The organism is Xanthomonas vasicola pv. musacearum NCPPB 4379 (assembly GCF_000277895.2).
Lineage (GTDB): Bacteria > Pseudomonadota > Gammaproteobacteria > Xanthomonadales > Xanthomonadaceae > Xanthomonas > Xanthomonas vasicola.
The window spans coordinates 1646179-1663908 of sequence record NZ_CP034655.1 but is presented as its reverse complement, the minus strand read 5'-3'; the positions used below and the strand labels follow the sequence as shown (position 1 = coordinate 1663908).

Annotated in this window: 16 protein-coding genes and 4 pseudogenes; 10 read left to right on the top strand and 10 right to left on the bottom strand. The window is 61.2% G+C overall.

Annotated features, from left to right (window positions below; genetic code table 11):
• Positions 1 to 221: 221 nt before the first annotated feature.
• The gene (locus KWO_RS07830) at positions 222 to 425 is read right to left on the bottom strand and encodes a hypothetical protein (protein WP_014090619.1); all 204 of its coding nucleotides are present in this window, start codon (positions 423 to 425) and stop codon (positions 222 to 224) included.
• Positions 426 to 648: 223 nt separating this feature from the next.
• Here KWO_RS07830 and KWO_RS07825 point away from each other — a divergent pair, with 223 nt between their 5' ends.
• The gene (locus KWO_RS07825; protein ID WP_010377418.1) at positions 649 to 1557 is read left to right on the top strand and encodes an AraC family transcriptional regulator; all 909 of its coding nucleotides are present in this window, start codon (positions 649 to 651) and stop codon (positions 1555 to 1557) included.
• A 94-nt stretch (positions 1558 to 1651) separates the two neighbouring features.
• On the opposite strand, the gene KWO_RS07820 is transcribed toward KWO_RS07825, so the two are convergent.
• Together KWO_RS07820 and KWO_RS07815 are read right to left on the bottom strand one after the other, a co-directional pair.
• On the bottom strand, positions 1652 to 2053 hold the full coding sequence (locus KWO_RS07820) for a (R)-mandelonitrile lyase (RefSeq protein ID WP_227479783.1): 402 nt from the start codon (positions 2051 to 2053) through the stop codon (positions 1652 to 1654).
• A 113-nt stretch (positions 2054 to 2166) separates the two neighbouring features.
• Positions 2167 to 2886, bottom strand: a pseudogene (locus KWO_RS07815) (IS5 family transposase); the annotation flags it as partial.
• 410 nt (positions 2887 to 3296) lie between these two features.
• Between KWO_RS07815 and KWO_RS07810 the strand changes: the two are divergent.
• From KWO_RS07810 to KWO_RS07770, 8 genes and pseudogenes are all read left to right on the top strand, one after another.
• Positions 3297 to 3773: a hypothetical protein gene (locus tag KWO_RS07810; protein WP_125168803.1), complete on the top strand. Its 477-nt coding sequence runs from the start codon at positions 3297 to 3299 to the stop codon at positions 3771 to 3773.
• On the top strand, positions 3755 to 4591 hold the full coding sequence (locus KWO_RS07805; RefSeq protein WP_010375553.1) for a reprolysin-like metallopeptidase: 837 nt from the start codon (positions 3755 to 3757) through the stop codon (positions 4589 to 4591). The genes KWO_RS07810 and KWO_RS07805 overlap by 19 nt, the downstream gene beginning before the upstream one ends.
• Positions 4592 to 5058: 467 nt before the next feature.
• Positions 5059 to 5934, top strand: a complete 876-nt coding sequence (locus KWO_RS07795; protein ID WP_010375549.1) for a TauD/TfdA family dioxygenase — start codon at positions 5059 to 5061, stop codon at positions 5932 to 5934.
• Positions 5927 to 6970, top strand: coding sequence for a sulfotransferase (locus KWO_RS07790; RefSeq protein WP_010375548.1), 1044 nt, complete (start codon positions 5927 to 5929; stop codon positions 6968 to 6970). The genes KWO_RS07795 and KWO_RS07790 overlap by 8 nt, the downstream gene beginning before the upstream one ends.
• A 61-nt stretch (positions 6971 to 7031) precedes the next feature.
• The gene (locus KWO_RS07785; protein WP_010375546.1) at positions 7032 to 8210 is read left to right on the top strand and encodes an aminotransferase family protein; all 1179 of its coding nucleotides are present in this window, start codon (positions 7032 to 7034) and stop codon (positions 8208 to 8210) included.
• 26 nt (positions 8211 to 8236) lie between these two features.
• Positions 8237 to 8896 (top strand): 2OG-Fe(II) oxygenase, encoded by a 660-nt coding sequence (locus tag KWO_RS07780; protein WP_010375544.1) that lies wholly within the window; start codon positions 8237 to 8239, stop codon positions 8894 to 8896.
• A 7-nt stretch (positions 8897 to 8903) separates the two neighbouring features.
• Positions 8904 to 9482, top strand: a complete 579-nt coding sequence (locus KWO_RS07775; RefSeq protein WP_010375542.1) for an AAA family ATPase — start codon at positions 8904 to 8906, stop codon at positions 9480 to 9482.
• Between the two features lie 68 nt (positions 9483 to 9550).
• Positions 9551 to 9829 (top strand): annotated as a pseudogene (locus KWO_RS07770) (transposase); the annotation flags it as partial.
• A gap of 41 nt (positions 9830 to 9870) precedes the next feature.
• Here KWO_RS07770 and KWO_RS07765 read toward each other — a convergent pair.
• The 7 genes and pseudogenes from KWO_RS07765 to creD form a co-directional block, all read right to left on the bottom strand.
• Positions 9871 to 10377, bottom strand: a complete 507-nt coding sequence (locus KWO_RS07765) for a transcriptional repressor (protein ID WP_010375538.1) — start codon at positions 10375 to 10377, stop codon at positions 9871 to 9873.
• Between the two features lie 13 nt (positions 10378 to 10390).
• Complete coding sequence (gene gltX, locus KWO_RS07760; RefSeq protein WP_010375536.1) at positions 10391 to 11794, bottom strand: glutamate--tRNA ligase; 1404 nt, start codon at positions 11792 to 11794, stop codon at positions 10391 to 10393.
• A gap of 68 nt (positions 11795 to 11862) precedes the next feature.
• Positions 11863 to 12954 (bottom strand): DUF3616 domain-containing protein, encoded by a 1092-nt coding sequence (locus tag KWO_RS07755; protein ID WP_010375534.1) that lies wholly within the window; start codon positions 12952 to 12954, stop codon positions 11863 to 11865.
• Between the two features lie 21 nt (positions 12955 to 12975).
• Positions 12976 to 13860: a carbon-nitrogen hydrolase family protein gene (locus KWO_RS07750; protein ID WP_010369552.1), complete on the bottom strand. Its 885-nt coding sequence runs from the start codon at positions 13858 to 13860 to the stop codon at positions 12976 to 12978.
• Between the two features lie 124 nt (positions 13861 to 13984).
• Positions 13985 to 14596 (bottom strand): GNAT family acetyltransferase, encoded by a 612-nt coding sequence (locus KWO_RS07745; protein WP_010375532.1) that lies wholly within the window; start codon positions 14594 to 14596, stop codon positions 13985 to 13987.
• Between the two features lie 35 nt (positions 14597 to 14631).
• Positions 14632 to 15053, bottom strand: a pseudogene (locus KWO_RS07740) (hypothetical protein).
• 7 nt (positions 15054 to 15060) lie between these two features.
• Positions 15061 to 16380 (bottom strand): cell envelope integrity protein CreD, encoded by a 1320-nt coding sequence (gene creD / locus KWO_RS07735; protein WP_010375528.1) that lies wholly within the window; start codon positions 16378 to 16380, stop codon positions 15061 to 15063.
• Between the two features lie 422 nt (positions 16381 to 16802).
• Between creD and KWO_RS07730 the strand changes: the two are divergent.
• Positions 16803 to 17614, top strand: a pseudogene (locus KWO_RS07730) (C1 family peptidase).
• The last annotated feature ends 116 nt before the right edge of the window (positions 17615 to 17730 follow it).

The following is a 17730-nucleotide window of genomic DNA, read 5'->3' as shown; positions in this document are numbered from 1 at the left end:
CCGTCTGCGGTATGCCAGTCACCACCGGAAACGACGGCATCGATGCGTGGTCGCTGCATCTCACGCGCCCCGACTGCGCGACTGGCTGGCGGCCCGAACGCGCACCCTTCGGCCGCATGAGGTCACCGGCGAGCTGCTGCATCGGCTATCGGCATGACCGTGCACGACCGCAAGCTGATGCCGGCAGCATGCGCAACCGCCGAGGCAATCGCTCCCGCAGATCAACGCCCGCCGCGCAGCAGGCGTTTGTGCAGGCTACGCCGCTGCGCATCGCTCAATAGATGTCCATGCGTCCGCAACAGCCCCAGGATCTGCAGATGCGCCTGTGCGGTGCGCCGCGCCAATTCGGTGGCGGCAGCGGCTTGGAGCCGCTTCCACTCTGCAGGGCTGGTCGGCGTTGGAAAGCTGGAACGTTTTGCGGGCATGGCAGCAGGTGAATGCGAGAGACCTCGCCATGATACGGCCGGCCTGTGATCGCCCTATCAGGGCCGACGCAGTTCACGCGCAGGCGGCCACGACTGCTGCCGCGCTGTCTAACGGGCGCAAGCCCACCGCCTGCGCGATGGACCTTGCCGCCCACACCACCTGCACTCTTGTACGATCGGTGCCCTCGCGGCCGGGCCGCATGCATCGTCGACGGGTTTTCGCATGTCTTCGCTGACCGAATTGAGCACGATCTTGCTGCGTCATGCGCCTGGCGACGGCATGCATCCCACGCAGATCCCCCGATTGCAGATCATGCGTAGCGCAGCGCCGACAGTGGCCATGCCCACTGTCTATACACCCATGCTGTGTCTGGTGGCGCAAGGCCGCAAGCAGGCAATGCTGGGCGCGCAGGCGTATGTCTATCACCCGCAGATGTACCTGGTGGCGTCGGTGGATCTGCCCATCGTCGGCTCGGTGATCCAAGCCAGCAGCGCGCAACCGTACCTATGTTTCTGCCTGGACCTGGACACCGCGGTGCTCAGCGAGCTGGCGATCAATCATCCGGAACTGGTGGACACGCAGCGCGATGCGGCATCGGCCGGGCTGCTGCTCAATCGCAGCACGCCGCAGTTGCAGGACGCAGCGTTACGGCTGGCGCGCCTGCTCGATCGACCGCATGAAATTGCCGCGCTCGCTCCCCTGATCGTGCGCGAACTGTTGTACCGCCTGATGGCCGACCCGGCCAATGCGGCAGTGCGCCAGATGGCCATCGCCGACAGCCGGCTCAACCAGATTTCCAGGGCCATCGTGTGGTTGCGCGAGCACTATGCGCAGCGCTTCAGCATCGAGCAGATCGCCGATCTCTCGGCGATGAGCCGCTCCACCTTCCATGCGCATTTCAAGGCGGTGACCACGATGACGCCACTGGAATACCGCTCGCAGCTGCGCGTGCACGAAGCGCGCCGCCTGATGGTCGCCGAGGCGTTGACCGCTGCCGACGCCGGCTTCCGGGTTGGCTATGAGAGCGCATCGCAGTTCAGTCGCGACTACGCACGCATTCTCGGCATCCCGCCCGCACGCGATGCGCAACGGCTGCGTGCCACTGCGCAGGATGCAACCGAAGCGGCGTGATGCCTGGTGTACGCGGCGCAGGCACCACAGCGAACCAGCACATCGCCGCAGAGTCCGCCAACGCGGCACTTTCACCGCATGAGCATCAACGCTATCACTCAGCGGCGTATTGCGCCTCGCTCACCTGCTCCAGCCAGGTCACCGGCAAGCTGTCCTGCGATTCGGCAATCGCGATATGCGTCATCGCCACGTTGGCGTTCGCACCGTGCCAATGCTTGGCGCCCGGCGGAATCCAAGCGATGTCGCCTGGGCGGATCTGCTGCGCCGGTTTGCCCCACTCGTGCACGCGCCCGGCGCCGGCAGCGACGATCAGGGCCTGGCCCAGCGGATGGGTGTGCCATGCAGTGCACGCGCCCGGTTCGAAGGTGACGGTGGCACCGCCTACCCGCGCCGGTGCGTCGGCCTGGAAAGGTGCGTCGATGCGCATCTTGCCGGTGAAATGCTCGGGTGACCCCACAGCCGATGGCGCCCTGCCCGCCTCGCTCACCCTAAGGATGGTCTGATCAACGGGGCCGGAAAACGAAGCAAGCTACATCCACCGCGCTAAGGGCGCTCAAATCCCTGATTTGTTGCCGCTTTCGGCGCGTTTGCGGAGTGTTGCCCGGGTTGCAGGCACACCTTCTCCGCAGCAGGCATTAACTGATTGCGCGTCAGCCACAGAATTCGACGGTGCAAACAGCGTCAGCACCTGTGCGGTGGTCTTCGCCAAACCGCGATAGCGCACCTTGGCGTAGCCAAACTGGCGCTTGATCACCCGAAACGGGTGTTCCACCTTCGCACGCAGGCTGGCTTTGGTGTGCTCCCAGCGCTTGGCCAACTTCAGTTCGCGCTTGTTCTTGATCTGCTTCAGCGTCGAGGGCTTCTCCTCGATCAGGTAGCGCAGCGTGCGCTTGCCCTTCATCTCATCGCGCTTCTCAAGCCCGGTGTAGCCGCTGTCCCCGCACACCGTCTTCCTTGCCGTGCAGCAGCTTGTGCGCTTGCGTCACATCGGCCACGTTGGCCGCCGTGCATGCGACGTGGTGCAACAGCCCGGAGTCGTCGTCCACCCCGATGTGCGCCTTCATCCCGAAGGAGTACTGGTTGCCCTTCTTGGTCTGGTGAAGTCCGGATCGCGCTCGCCCTCCTTGTTCTTGGCCGAGCTGGGCGCAGCGCTTCCAACCGATACGGCTGGCGCCAGGGCTGCCCCGACGTCGGGTAGTGCGGCTCGATCAGCGCCAGCAGGTCCTTCCACGGCACGACCTGGTCCATCTCGGCCAAGAACACTTCACGCCGCGTCCGCTTGCGCTTGCGCTTGCCGTTGTACTCCGCGTCGCCGAAGGTCAGTTGCATCGTCGTCGTCCCGTTGCATCTGTGGGATTGTCGCAGGACCAGGGGGAGTTGTTTAGAGTTTCCTTAAGAGCAACCGACGTCGCGCAGCTCAAAATCGGGAACGTTGCGACATGAAACTTATTAATTTCCATAAAAAGTCTCATATCCAGACCTCTAATGATTTTCGTATACATGCCCTCATAACTTTTTCAGGTGCATTAAATGCACTTATGACGGATGCCACAAATAAAAGCACAATTCATCACAATTACATCACAGGCCAGCTAGAGAGGCGTTGAATTTATTTGATCTCTTCAGCATAGTTAACCGCAGGCCGGCATGATTTTCTACGCGTAGCGCTGCAAATATGATTTCGCAACGGCGCATTTCGCTCCGTACCATTCAATTAATTACCCAAACAAAAAGTTGAAATGAAAATAAATTTTTTAGCAGCGACGATATTTTTTGGACTTAGCTGCTCCGCTACCTCCATGGCATTGGCAGCAGACCAATGGCTTTCATTTTCAAGCCAACAGAAGACCAGTATCACTTCAACGGAAAGGCTAAGCCCGATCAAAATCAGCGAATCGCAAGCCTACGATGATGCGGCTGCCGGTGGGCTTTGGCTACCGCTGCCTGACGGCCGACGCATCTATGCAAAAACCATCTCGCAGAACACCCAAGACAAAGATCATTGGACCTTTGTCGGCGCCCTACCCTCAGAAAAGCAAAGTGTAGTGATCACTTTTGGGCGCAACGCAGTATTCGGATCATTCCGGCCGGCAATAACACATCGCTTCGTATCGTCACCCGGGGCGGAAAGCTTTATATCGCAGAACGCCTACCAAAAAACATTGCTATTAATCGCCTCAAGAGCAATGAGAGTGCCATGGCGTCCGACTACCTGATCCCGCCAAAGCAACCGTTAAGCCAGCAAGATTCACAACACACCCTTGCACTAGTGAAGCAGGCGGCCAGCGCAACGACCCCGGCAGTGGTCGACGTGCTTGTAGGTTATACCCCAGGCTTGGTCCGCGAGTTAGGATCGGTGGATGCCGTTAACACACGCATCAACTATCTGGTCGCCGTTACCAACCGTGCCTACATCGATAGCCAAGTGAATGGACGCCTGCGCCTGATCGGTACGCAGCAGGTTAATTACACCGATTCCACCACGGATGTTGCCGCACTTCAGGACCTGACCGAAGCCTCAGGTAGCTCTTCATTAGCGGCACTGCACAGCACGCGTGACACCCAGGGTGCCGATCTTGTCACCTTGCTACGCCCCTACAGCGCAAATCAAGGCGCTTGCGGCATGGCTTGGCTGAACGGTGGCGGGCTTCAATCGTACAATAGCAATATGCAGGGATCGGGCTACTCCGCAGTGAGTGACGGTACTGACGAAGAAGCCGGAAATTACTGCGAAGATATTACCTTCGCACATGAAATTGGCCATAATCTGGGTCTGGCTCACGACAAAGCCGATTCCGGCCCTGGTGCGTTCACTTATGCTTACGGATGGCGGCAGACGTTGGATGAGGGCAGTTTCAATACCATCATGGCTTATGCCGCCGACGATCAGGAGAGGGTTCCATACTTCGCCAATCCACATATCACATTATGTAATGACAACCCGTGCGGGGATGTAGACGAAGCCGACCAGACCAGAGCATTAAATATCACCATGCCCATCGCAGCTGACTTTAGGCCGACAAGCAATGAGTGATTCGTAAGCAGGCTGCTACCGGAGCGTGACAGCGCATGGCCGTGTATTAACGACATGCGCTGTTACGACGCGCCCATCAGATACCCTTGTAGACACACCATATAAAACGGTAAGTCGCAGGAGATGTTCGCAGCGTATTGCTGGAATGATCTCTCGGACGAGCGCGGCATATGATGAATGGCAAGCGTTTCATGGACGTCATAGACATCGACAACCGCGCGCTCAAGAGCAGATTTCTGCGATATCTCGCCGAGGACATAAGAGATCATCTGAGGCAATAACGTCTCGATCCTGACGCAGGATGCGTCTGCCCTTCGAGAAAGCACAAGGCTCCATCATCGATAGAAAATAAGTAAATTTGTAGATATGAAGTCGGTGGGCGATCGCGCCGTACCTTCGTGAAAACCTGAAGCCTAGACTCTCCTCAGGGCGTCACGCGCCAACCTTAATTCTTATCAGAGAATGGTATGCAAAGTCGCTTCAGCGGTTGGTCTGCACAGGTGCTCGATGCGGAAGATGTCACAGCAGTCATGCGTGACGTCGGCAGATATGGATTCGCGATCGTCAGGGATCAATGGCGGTTCGATGCTTCCGATTTCAATAAGATGTCGGCACGCTATTATCTTGGCCCGATGTATCAGTCTGACTTCAATCGTCGCTTGCACTCGGAGGGCATGTTACCGTCAGGCATGAACCAAGTCGGTGGCTTGACTACAGGTGCGCATGATGTCTTCAACAGCACGTCAAGCGCGGCATTGCATACTGACGGTTCGTATCTGCCCATCGGCACGATCAAGACCTCGATCCTCCTTTGCAAGCAGCACGCGCTGCGTGGCGGCGAATCGATCCTGTTCGACAGCGTGTCGGCATTTCAGACGCTTGCTCACCATCACCCGGATCTCGCCCAATGCCTACTGGCCCCAAAGGCCTTCCGACGCAGGTCCACCGATCCGCGGCTAGATAGGCAGTACGAGCACGTTGGCCCGATCTTCCTCGCAGAAGAAGACGGCGCAATGGTTGGTGGGTTTACCCTGGACGTGACGGCAGACTGGGACTATTCCCGGCGCATGGACCCGAGAGTGCTCGATGCGGCTGCTTACTTGACGCGTCTCACCAAGCCGGACAGCGGCTACACATTGAGTTTTCCGCTGCGAAAGGGGCAAGCATTGATCATGCGCAATGACCAACTCTCGCACGGACGAAGCGCCTACGTCGAAGATCCGGGCAACCCGCGTATTCTGCTGCGAGGCTTGTTCCTCTCCGCCCCTGGCGCATGCGCTGTGCAGAGACGGTCCGCGCGTCGGTCGAAGGCCCCTGACAGCAGGAGCCGCTCGAATGGCTGAGACAACGCCGCCCCTGTTTGCGTCCCAATGGTCCTTGTGGATGTCACACCCAACCAGCGGACTTGAGGCACGCATTGGCAGCGATCTTGCAGGGCACCCGATCGACCCGTCCATGACCGCGGCGATCGTCGAGTTTGTTCGCGAGTACCGGAACGGCGGAAAAAACTGGAGCAGCAAAGGGCTACGGGGTGACGAGGTGATCGCACCGTTGCTCGGTCTGGCAAAGCACTCGCCAGTGGTCTTTGATCTCTTCCGCTTGAAGGTTGCCCAGGCGCAGCACAACAAATGGGTGGGTGGCAGCCTGAACGGCACGGTTGCCGCGGCGCAGAAGCAGTACACGAAATTCGTCATCATCTCGACGCCCCGTTCCGGGACGCACCTATTGCGCACGCTGCTCGGCTCCCACCCATGCATCGAGATGCATGGCGAAGCATTCAATCGGTTTAGCCAGCACTTGCTGCCCTATACCGTACAGGACACCACTGCGCAACACATCCTCGAGAAACATCTGTTTCGCCCGTACTTTGAGTACGTGCAGGCTGTCGGGTTCGTCCTCTTTCGCGATCTCGACTCGCAATGGGGAGGCGTCAATGTCTGGGAGATCTTGGCTGGCTTGCCTGAGCTGAAGATCATTCTGCTGGATCGACGCAATCGCCTTGAGCGCATGGTTTCTCTGAGGAAAAGCCTGTTAGATCATGTCTGGTATGTCGGCAGGGACGATAAACGCGCGCACGGGGATGTCCGGCTGTCCGTAGCGCAGAAGGAACTCGTAGATTTCATCGATCACGACCTTGCCAATCGCGCCGCGTTCTGCGAACGCTTCGGCCACCACGACATCCTCTCCATCGAATACGAGCAACTGCTGGACAACCCTGAGAGCACACATGCCGAGCTACTCGCGTTCCTGGGAGTATCGGTCGTGCGACTGGAACCGGGAACCGGAAAAAAGGAAACTGCGTCGATCTCGTCGATCGTTGAAAACGACGCGCAACTGAGATGTTCGATTAGCGGGACACCCTATGAACGCTACATCTAGGCCGCGCGCTTATTGGCCGCCGTATACGCCAATGACCCTTGAGGATTGTCGGCCCAGGATCGTGCGCGGCGCAGGAGTTTATCTCTACGATGATGCCGGCAAGCCCTATCTGGACGGCATTGCCGGCAGCTACAACCATTGCCTCGGTCATTCTCACCCGGCACTGATCGACGTCGTCAAACGGCAGATGGACAGCCTGGTGCACGCATGCAACATCGGAACGAGTACGCTCCTACCCGATGCGCTTGCGGAGCGGCTAAGCGAGGTATTGGCGCCAGCCGGACTCGTACAAACGTTCCTGGTAGGAAGCGGCAGCGAGGGAGTCGAAGCCGCAATGAAGATGGCTTGGCAGTATCAACGCGGTCGCGGGCAGCCACAGCGGGTGAAAGTCGTTGCCATCGACGGTGCATATCACGGCTGCACGCTTGGCGCGACGCTCGCGACACGACGCCCCTTCATCAACGAAGGCTCCTTGGCGCTTGTCGCAGATTGCTCAATGACGATGCCATTGCCGCAGAGCATTGACGAGGTGGCAGACTGGGAAGCGCTTCTTGCCGAGCATGGATCGACCGTAGCGGCGATCATCATCGAACCGGTGATGGCGATGGCGGGAACCCGGCAGTTCCCAGCTGGCTTCTTGCGAGCCCTGTCGTCGCTCGCCAGGACCTACGATATCCCCCTGATCTTCGACGAAGTGTATTGTGGCATCGGACGCACCGGCGTCCTGTGCGAGTCAGTCTCCCAGGGCGCGAGTCCGGACATTGTGATCTTCAGCAAATGTCTCGGTGGCGGCTTCCCGATCACCGCCGTCATGACGACCGCCAAGATCGCCGATATCTTCGCCACACAGCCGCTCCCGCTTTTCCGCCACGGCCACACCCAATCCGGCAACCTGCTGGGTTGCCGCGCAGCTTTATTCATTCTTGAGCACCTGGATGCCGAGGATTGCTACGAACGCGTCAAAGCAAAGGGCATGCGCTTGCTGCAGGCAATTCGTGACCGTCTACCCGCCACCGACGATGTCGTGAGTGTGCAAGGAAAAGGACTGATGTTGTCGATCACCTTTTCGTCGCCAGCGGCATGTAGCCAAGCGCAACACGACGCGCGTCGACACGGTCTGTTCATCGGCGCTGCGGATCGACATCTCAAGCTCGCGCCGTCGTTCATGATCGATGATGCCGAGATCGACGAGTTGGCGCAACGATTGAGCCATGCGATAGACAACCCATCGCATTACTGACGCTTTCTTTTCGTACGAGGGAGAACATGACGTCCGCATACTTCGCGCTCAGGCAGATTGCAGGAGGAACACGCCACGACGCGCCGTTCCAATGGGGAGAACTGCAGTGCATATGGCAAAACGACGCGTTGGCCTACAAACTCGCAGATGAATTTCCGACAGAGGGATTCAACTTCCGGAAACGCAACGGCGGGCATTTTTATCGACGCACGATCGTCCCTCTGGGCTCGTGCGGCGTCGACCAGCCAGCGGCGCTAACGGATGCGTGGCAGGCGATGTGCGGCGAGCTCGTGTCGGAGGACTTCAGGTCCGCGATGTCCGACTTTTGCGGAACGGACCTGAGCGAATTCCCGATGGAGGCCGTTGCGTTTCGTGGAGGGCAGGACACCCATTACCTGCCCCACGTCGATGCATCGTTGTGCAAGGGATTTCGCCTGATCATTTACTTCAACGCCCACTGGGAGCGCGACTGGGGCGGGCTGCTTCGTATTCTTCATCCACGCAATCACCATGACGTGCGCCACGTTGTGCTCCCCATTGTCGGAAACGCAACAGTGATCATTCGCGATGGGGCCTACGAAGACACGTGGCACGAAGTGACGCGGCTGTGCACCACGGGCAGCGTCACTCGCAACACGCTCAATGTCACCTACTATGCGCCCGGGACCACAAGCACAGCCCAATGACGCGAGGATGCCCTTGTTCCACCACGATAGACAGTTGGTCATGCTCTATGGCCCGCCAGCCGTCGGCAAATTAACCGTTGGGAAGGCGCTGGCGAATCGGCTTTCCGCATGCCTGTTTCACAATCACCTGACCTACGATCTCGCCATCGAGCTACTAGGTGCCGATAGCGATTTCGACGCGCGCAGACAGTTTGCGTGCAAACTCAGGCTCCATGCGCTGGCGCTCCTGTTTAAGTCCGACTCCCGCACCATTATTACGACGTTCTGCTACGGCGGCCCTGAGGACGACTGGTACATCGACGCGCTGAAGACGCTCTGCGCAGATCATCTCGTGACACCGCACTTTGTTCAGCTCACCGCGCAGCGCAGGCAGCTTCTGGACAGAGTCGAAAACATCGACAGACGCGCTTTCGGAAAGGTGAACAGCAGCAGTGAACTTGCAGTAATCCTGCAGCAATGCGCATATACGCTCGCGATCCAAGCGGACAGCCATCTTTGCCTTGATACATCCATGCTATTGCCAGATGATGCCGCTCTTGCGATTGTGGCGTGGAACTGGCGATTCTCTGCGGCGGTCCATTCCTAAGAACCTGTTCACGATCTTTTTCAAGCCGTGCAAACTGCACGAATGCGCGAGAAGACTACCCAAGTGACATGCGCCGTGAGCGGTTCGAGCACATCCGTCCGCTTCTGGAACAAGCCCGCAAACGCACGAAGCCTGCGAAGGTAGATGTGTATGAGGTGTGGTGCGCAGTGCTGTATCTACTGCCAACAGGTTGCCAGTGGCGTGCGTTGCCCAGTGACTTTCCGAAATGGCGCACGCTGCATTCCCACTTTGCCAAGTGGAGCGAAGTGGACGATGAAGGGATGAGCCTGCTGGAGCGGGCGCTCAAAAAAGCAGGTTGGCGTGGCCCGCCAGAAACAGGGGCGCGCGCCTTGAACAGGCCGCGCTCTGCACACGACCTTGCGACTGATTACTCCGCCACCGCGCACTTAGCACACAAACCATGCACTTCCAGTGTCTGCGCCTGCGGCTGGAACCCCAGCGCCTTGGCGCGGGCTTCCAGTTGCGACACCACGTCGCGGTCTTCCAGTTCCACCGCGCTATGGCAGCGGTCGCAGATCAGGAACGGCACCGAGTGCTGGGCGCTGTTGGGGTGGTGGCAGGCGACGAAGGCGTTGACCGATTCGAGCTTGTGCACGAACCCATTGGCCATCAGGAAATCCAGCGCGCGGTACACCGTGGGAGGTGCGTCGGCGCCGACGCCCTTGCCTTCGCGCACCCAGTCCAGCAGTTCATAGGCCTTGACCGGTTTGCCGGCGTCGGCGATCAGCCGCAGCACGTTGGCGCGGATGGGCGTCAGGCGAAGGCCGCGTTCGCTGCAGGCACGCTCCACCGCGCGCACGAAGCCGTTGGCGTCGTCGACGTGGTGATGCGGTGCGGTGCAGGCGAGGTCTGGTGCGTAGGTGTGCTTGGTCATACAGGCTCCGGCGTCAGGCCGCTCCAATCTTGATGAGTGCCGCATCGATGCGTTTCAAGGCACCCTCGCGTCCGGCCAGGTACACCGTTTGCGAAATGTCCGGGCTGACCTGCGTGCCGGTGATGGCCACGCGCAGCGGCTGGGCAACCTTGCCCATGCCCAATTCCAGCGCGGCGGCGGCATCGTGCAGCGCGGCCGAGACGCTCTCCACGCTCCACTGGTCCACTGCAGCCAACAGCTCGCGCGCCTTGCCCAGCGGCACCTCGGCACCCAGCTTGAGGTGCTTCATCACCGCCGCTTCGTCGTAGGTTTCCAGCGGCTGATACCAGACCACGGCTTTTTCGGCCATTTCCTTCAACGTGTGCACGCGCTCGCGCAATGCCACCACCACGTCGGCAGCAGCCGGGCCGGCGGCAAGATCCACACTGAGCTTGGCGAGCTGATATTCCAGCTGCGGAGCGATGCTGGCCGGGTCGTCGGTCTTCAGATAATGCTGATTGACCCAGGCGAGCTTGGCCATGTCCAGCCGCGCTGCCTTGGAATTGACGTCTTTGACGTCGAACAGGTCCAGCAATTCCTGCGGCGTGAACAGCTCCTGGTCGCCATGCGACCAGCCCAGGCGTGCCAGGTAATTGATCAATGCGTGCGGCAGATAGCCGGCGTCCTTGTACTGCATGACGTCGGCCGCGCCAGTGCGCTTGGACAGCTTGGCGCCCTGCTCGTCCAGGATCATCGGCATATGCGCGAACTTGGGCACCGGTGCGCCCAACGCTTCGTAGATATTGATCTGGCGCGGCGTGTTGTTGATGTGGTCGTCGCCGCGGATCACCTCGGTGATGCCCATGTCCCAGTCGTCCACCACCACCGCAAAGTTGTAGGTGGGGAAGCCGTCCGGGCGGAAGATCACCATGTCGTCGAGCTCGCTGTTGGCGATCTCGATACGCCCCTTGATCAGGTCGTCGAACAACACCGTACCGCCGATGGGATTCTTGAAGCGGATGACGCGATTGGGATCGTCGCGATACGGCAGGTTCTGCTCGCGGGCAGCGCCGTTGTAACGCGGCTTTTCCTGCTTGGCCATGGCGGCCTCACGCATGGCGTCGAGCTCTTCGCGGGTTTCGTAGGCGTAATACGCCTTGCCCTGCGCGAGCAACTGCTCGGCAACCTCCTGGTAGCGGGCAATGCGCTGGGTCTGGTAGATCGGGCCTTCGTCGTAGCCCAGGCCCAGCCAGTCCATTGCTTCCAGGATGGCGTCGATGGCCGCCTGGGTGCTGCGCTCGCGGTCGGTGTCTTCGATGCGCAGCACGAACTGCCCGCCGCGGTGGCGCGCCTCCAGCCAGCAATACAGGGCGGTGCGGGCGCCGCCGATGTGCAGGTAACCGGTGGGGCTGGGGGCGAAACGGGTGCGGCAGGTCATGGAGCGCTCGACAAAACGGGACTGCGCCGATTTTACCTTGCGCAGCGTGGCCCTGCCCGGCCCACGGCTCAGCGGTTGCGCAGCAGGTCGCCGTACACGACGCAATCGCCGCCGCTGCGGGCCGCGCCCGGGGCGTCGTACAGCACCAGCCAGGTGGGGATCTTGCCAGCCAGTTGCTTGGGCAGGTTGCAGATGGCCTCGGCGCGGTCGCTGTCCTTGCCATGCGGCAGCACCGCCGATTCCAGCAGGTCGTGCTGAAAACGCACCGGCGCCTGGTTGGCGGCCAGCACCGTGCGCGCATCCGGCCATTTGAACAGGCGGATCTCGCCGTTCAGCACCATGGTTGGTCCGGCCAGCAGATACAGATCGTCGCCGGAATAATGCAGATCGCGAATCCCCAGCCCGCCCAGTTGCAGGAAGTGTTTGCGCAGCAGCGTGCCGTCCTCGTCCAGCGGTGCCAGGCGCAGATGGTCGCCATGCGCTTCCACCTGGATCTCCAGCATCGCCGACCAGCCGCGCAGCACCGGCCCGCGCAGGCCCAGCAGCAAGCGCTGTCCATCGACGACGATGCCTTCGATATCGAAGCCGTTGTCCTTGCCAGGAATCTTCAGGAACGGGCCGAAATGCGGGTCGTCGGCCAACAGGTCGGTGAGCTGATTGTGTTTGGCATCGCCCTTGAGCCGCAGCGCGCGGCGGCCGTCGGCGGCTTTGCGCACCAGCTGCGGGGTGCCGTCTTGCGCCTGTTCGATCGGCAGGCAGGCCAGCAGACGGCGGTTGCCGTCGAGTTTCAACTTGGCCAGGCGCTTGGCGTTTTCGGCATCGTCGCGGCCGGGCTTGGCGTTCTTGCGCTTGCTGCCGTGCGAGCCGATGACCCATAGAAATCCATCCGACAGGCCCATGCCTTCCAGGTCGGCTTCCTCGCCGTCTTCGCCGGGCAGATCCAGCAGGTCAGCCAACGGAAAGCTCTGCCCTTCGCCGAAGCGCAGCGTCTCGCGCTGTACCGGGTCGAGCTTGCGCAGCCGGTCCACCGCGCAGGCTTCATCGCCGGCCACCCACAGCCAGTCATCGGTGAAGGCGGCGCCGGACAGATTGCTGTGCACCAGCGCACCGGGCGCGAATTCGAGCCGGACGCTATGCGGAATCAGGGTTTTATTGGCCATTGGGAACCTGTGGGTGGTGGATCAACCGAACGCGGCCAGCTTGGCACGCGCCACGTCGGCCGCCAACTGCGCTGGCCAATCGCAGTCGTTGGCCACCTGCGCCTGCGCGCGGCTGGCTTCGAACGCCGCGAAGTCCAACTCGGCCAGTGCCCAGACCGTCTCGCCCTGGGTCTGCGCCAGCACGCCATCGGCGGGAAAGCCGACATCCATCGGCGCAAACACCGCTGCCTCGCCGGTGTTGATGTCCAACGCGGGGCTCCACAGTGCTTCGCCCGCGGTGACCGATTGCGCGACAAACACGCGGTTTTCCAGCGCGCGCGCCAGGCAACCTACGCGCACGCGCATGGCACCGGCTGCGGTATCGGTGCAACTGGGCACGATCAACAAGCGTGCGCCGGCCTCGTATTGCGCACGCACCGGCAGCGGGAACTCGCTGTCGTAGCAGATCGCAATCGCTGCGCGGATGCCGTCGAATTCGAACACCTTCAGCTCGTCGCCCGGCTCGATCAGCCCGGTGGCCTTTTCGAAGCCGGTGAGCTGCAGCTTGTCCTGCCAGCCATGCAGGCCCTCGGGGGTAAACCAATCGCTGCGATTGCGGTAGCGGCCCTGCCCCCGATCCAGCAGAAAGCTGCCGGCGATCAAATGCAGCTGATGCTCCTGCGCCAACCCCGCAAACAGCTCCAGCCATGGCGTGCGCAGCGCCTGGATGGCCGCCAGCGACTCGGGCAAGCCGGCAGAAATATGCGTATCGAACGTTGCGCCCAGTTCCAGCGACAGATATTCGGGCAATACCACCACCCGCGCACCGGCAGCGGCGGCCTCGCCAATCAGGGCCGACTGGCGCGCAGCAAACGCGGCGAAATCGACAGGCTTGCCGATGGGGTATTTGGCGACGGCGATTTTCATCTGGTGGCCTTTGTGTGGTTGGATCGAATTAGCGAAGCAATGAAACAGTGACAAGACGACTGTGCAGCCGCCGGGCGGGCACCCGGTTACGTGTTGTCAGCCGCACTCCGGTGGTCGCTGTCGCTCACTGCGGCAACACACGTGTCCACACACTCAAGCTGTGGTCGATCTCGCCATGTTGCAACTCTGCCCATTCCAGATGCACGCGCACGCCCGGCTGCGGGGCATAGCCACGCTTGCGCCAGAACACATCGTTGGGGCGATAGTCGGCTGGCTTGCGCGGGTCGTCGGGTGCACGTTCCACCGAACAGAACGCCGTCATTGCAAAGCGGCCCAGCGCGCATGCGTGCGCTTCGCGCTGGTCGAAAAATACGTGACCGATACCCTGCCCGCGATACGTCGGCAGCAACACCGATTCGCCGAAATAAAACACGCTGGCCGGGTCGATGCCGGCAGCGCGGAACGGTGCATGGAAGGCAGCGCTATCGTCGAGCAACGGCAACCCGGTGGATGCACCGATCACCGCATCGCCATCGCGTGCCAGCACGAACACGCTCTCTGGCGACGCCGCATAGGCGGCCAGATACGCGCGTTCGTACGCGGGATCGCCTTCGTACAGATACGGCCAAGCGCGAAAAACGCTGATGCGCAGCTGCGCCACCGCATCCAGATGCGGCAGCACATCCGTGCCGCGCACCGCTTCCACAATCAGGGAGGAGCCAGTCATGCCGGCCATGGTAAGTCAGGCAGGCGCGGCTGCAACGCCACCGGTCAACGCAGCCAATGCCCATGGTGCAAGACCTTGGCCCCGGGCTGTTGCCACAGCAACCACACCGCTGCCTCTTCGATGCCCAGCAACACCCCAAGTAGCCCATCGGTGCTGCGGGCCCAGTAGTTGCCATTGCGCAGCCGTTGCCACGGGCCGTAGCTGCGGGTGCGTGTGTTGCCGGGGAATGTGTGGCGGTGCGGTGCTGCCTGCAACAACGCCTGCGCGCCGGTGCGTAATGTCTGCGCGGTGCGTGCGTGCATCTGCAGACGCACCACGCCGTGGCGCCCGTCGCGATTCAATGGCAAGGCCGACAGCGCGGAGTATCCCAGGCTTGCGGCAGCGCTGCGGGAAGCAGCGCCGCCGTATCAATCCCGGCTGGCAGCAAACGCTGCGCCCGCCGGTGGAACTGCGCATGCGCGGTCATGCCGGCCTCAACGCAGGCTATTGCCAAGCTCGTACCAATCCAGCTTGCGGGTCACCCACATGATGCTGGCCAGGATGCCGAACAGCAGCAACGAGCCCATCAGCAGCGCGTTGTCTTCAGAGATCAACAAGCTGTAGAGCACCGCGTACAAAGCGGTGAGCATCACCGAAAATCCTGCCGCACGAACCCAACTGCGCAACACGCCAGAGAGATAGAAGAACTGCAAGCCGATACACGCCGCCGCGGAGATCAGATAGGCCTGCCAGAACGCGATGTGCTCGGAAAGGCTGAGCAGCAGCAGGAAGAAGATCGCCAGCGCCAGGCCCACCAACAGGTATTGCAACGGGTGAATCGGCAAACGCTTGATCAACTCGAACAACACGAACGCCACGAAGGTCAGCACCACAAACAGGATGCCGTACTTGCTGGCGCGGTCGGCCTGGGTATACACGTCCACCGGGTCGACCAAGCGCACTTCCAGCGTATCCAGCGACGTACTGCTGGACTGCAACTGCGTCTGCGCACCGGTGGCCAGCGACGACAGCGACCAACTTGCATCGAAGCCCTTCGGCCCGATGCTCGGCGCATTCGGCAGGAAGCGGCCGCCAAAGGAGGGGTGCTGCCAGGTGGAGCGCAACCCGATCTCGTTGTTGTCGGCGATCGGCGCGATCGCCAGCCGGCGCGTTCCATCCAGCACGAACTGCATGTCCACCTTGTTGCCGTCCCGCAGCCGGCCGGCGACCGGATCGGTCAGCGGGTTGAGTTGGGCGTGGATGCCGACCGATCGATCCGCCAGTGCACCGGCACCGCTTTCCAGTGCCAGCGTGCGGCCATCCACCTGCAAACGCGGCGTGCCGACCAGCCCACGCACGTCGGAAATACCGATCGCCAGATGCGGCTGACCATACACACGGGTCGGCTCGGCCGCGTAGTCGAAGGGATCGTATTCGGCATGCAGGGTAGCTTTCCAGGAATACACCTGCACCCGGTACAGGCCCACCTCTCTTACTGAGGGCACCATCTCGCCGCTGAGTTTCAGGCTGCGCGGTGTTTGCAGCAGCGCACCCTCGCGCTTGCGCCAGACCTTGCGCTGGTTGCCCTGCTCGTCCGGCTCGGTGACCTGCACATCTTCGGTATAAGGAAGCACCCGCACTGGCGCGATGAATTGCTGCTCGCCGGCCTTGCTCTGCGCCACCCGCTCAACCGCCTCGTCGCGGTAGCGCGCGCGGTCCTGCACCGCGCCACGGACCAGCAATAAGGGAATCAGCAACAGCAGGATCAGCCCGCCGACGGTGGCGAAGCGCAATAACAGTTTCAGGGATTTCATCGGCCATCCTCATCTTGGGAGGTGGCCAGCGTGCGATGCGCCGGTGGCGGGCGTTTGAGGCGAATTTGAAGCGAACGTGAAGTGGGCGCATCGCGTGCCTGCCGGACGGCACTATGACGCAACGAGGAAATGCAGGTGTCAGATTCCAAAAGTGCAATACATGCCCAAAACAGACTTCCATTCGGTCGGCATCGCTTCGCATCTTCGCCACACGCAGCGTCGCCAGGCGTAACGATGCATGGGCAGTTGCGCAGTCCTCGACCACCCCTGCTTATGTGAGTGCAGCTTTCCCGTTCCGCCGTTCTTCAATGACGTTTTAGCCACGTGCGCTGCCTCAGCGCCATCGCGGCTGCTTACCTGCTCGGCTGGGGTTGTAGAACTGCGCACGACTGCATTCCTCTATCGCCTGGAGTCTGCCCTGCATGAACACGCAACGTTCGCTTGCCCTTTGCCTGCTCGCCACCTTGAGCCTGACCACTGCCGCCGCACAGGCTGCAGTGCACGGAATGGGCCTGAAACCGTCGTCATTGAAGCAGCCGGTCACCCGCTGTTCGGTACCGAAAGCGTTAGCGAACCGCTGCCTGCCAGTGTCGACTTGACCGCGTGGGCGATCACGCCGGGCGACCAGGGCCAGGTCGGATCATGCGCGTCGTGGGCGGCCGCTCACACCCTGACCGGTTGGTATGCCAACGCCAACAAACAGGCCCGGAGGCGCTTTGCGCCGATGTACCTGTACAGCCAAGTCAACGGCGGCGTGGATGAAGGCTCCACCCTGGAAGCGCCGCTGGAGATCGCGCTGGCGCAGGGCATCGACACCGAGCAGCACTATTCGTGGGGCAACTACGACTGGAAACACCAGCCCACTGCCGCCGACCGTGCCAACGCTGCCAGGAACCCGACGCCGTATGGCCACTACACCGTGCTGTTTTCGGGCAACGGAAACGGGGGACGCGCCTTGATCGAACAGATCAAGCTCGCCCTTGCCTCGTCCACGCCAGTGGCGATCGGCTTCTATGTGCGCCAGGGCTTTAAAGAACTGACACCTAAAAATCAGGTCGATTACGACATCACGACGCCAATTCTGGGCGGGCATGCCGTCATCGCGCTGGGCTACGACCGCGAAGGACTGATCGTGGAAAACAGCTGGGGTACCGAATGGGGCAATAAGGGCTTTGCCAAGCTGTCCTGGTCGGTGGTCGCCAAGGATGTGATCGGCGCCGACGTGGTGTACTAACACCCAGCGACCACGCGCCTTGCGGGGCGATTGAAACGGTTGCGGCATGTGCTCTGGCGCATGCCGCAGCCTTGAACGCATGGCTGCCACCGGCGCTAGCCAACCACGACAACTGT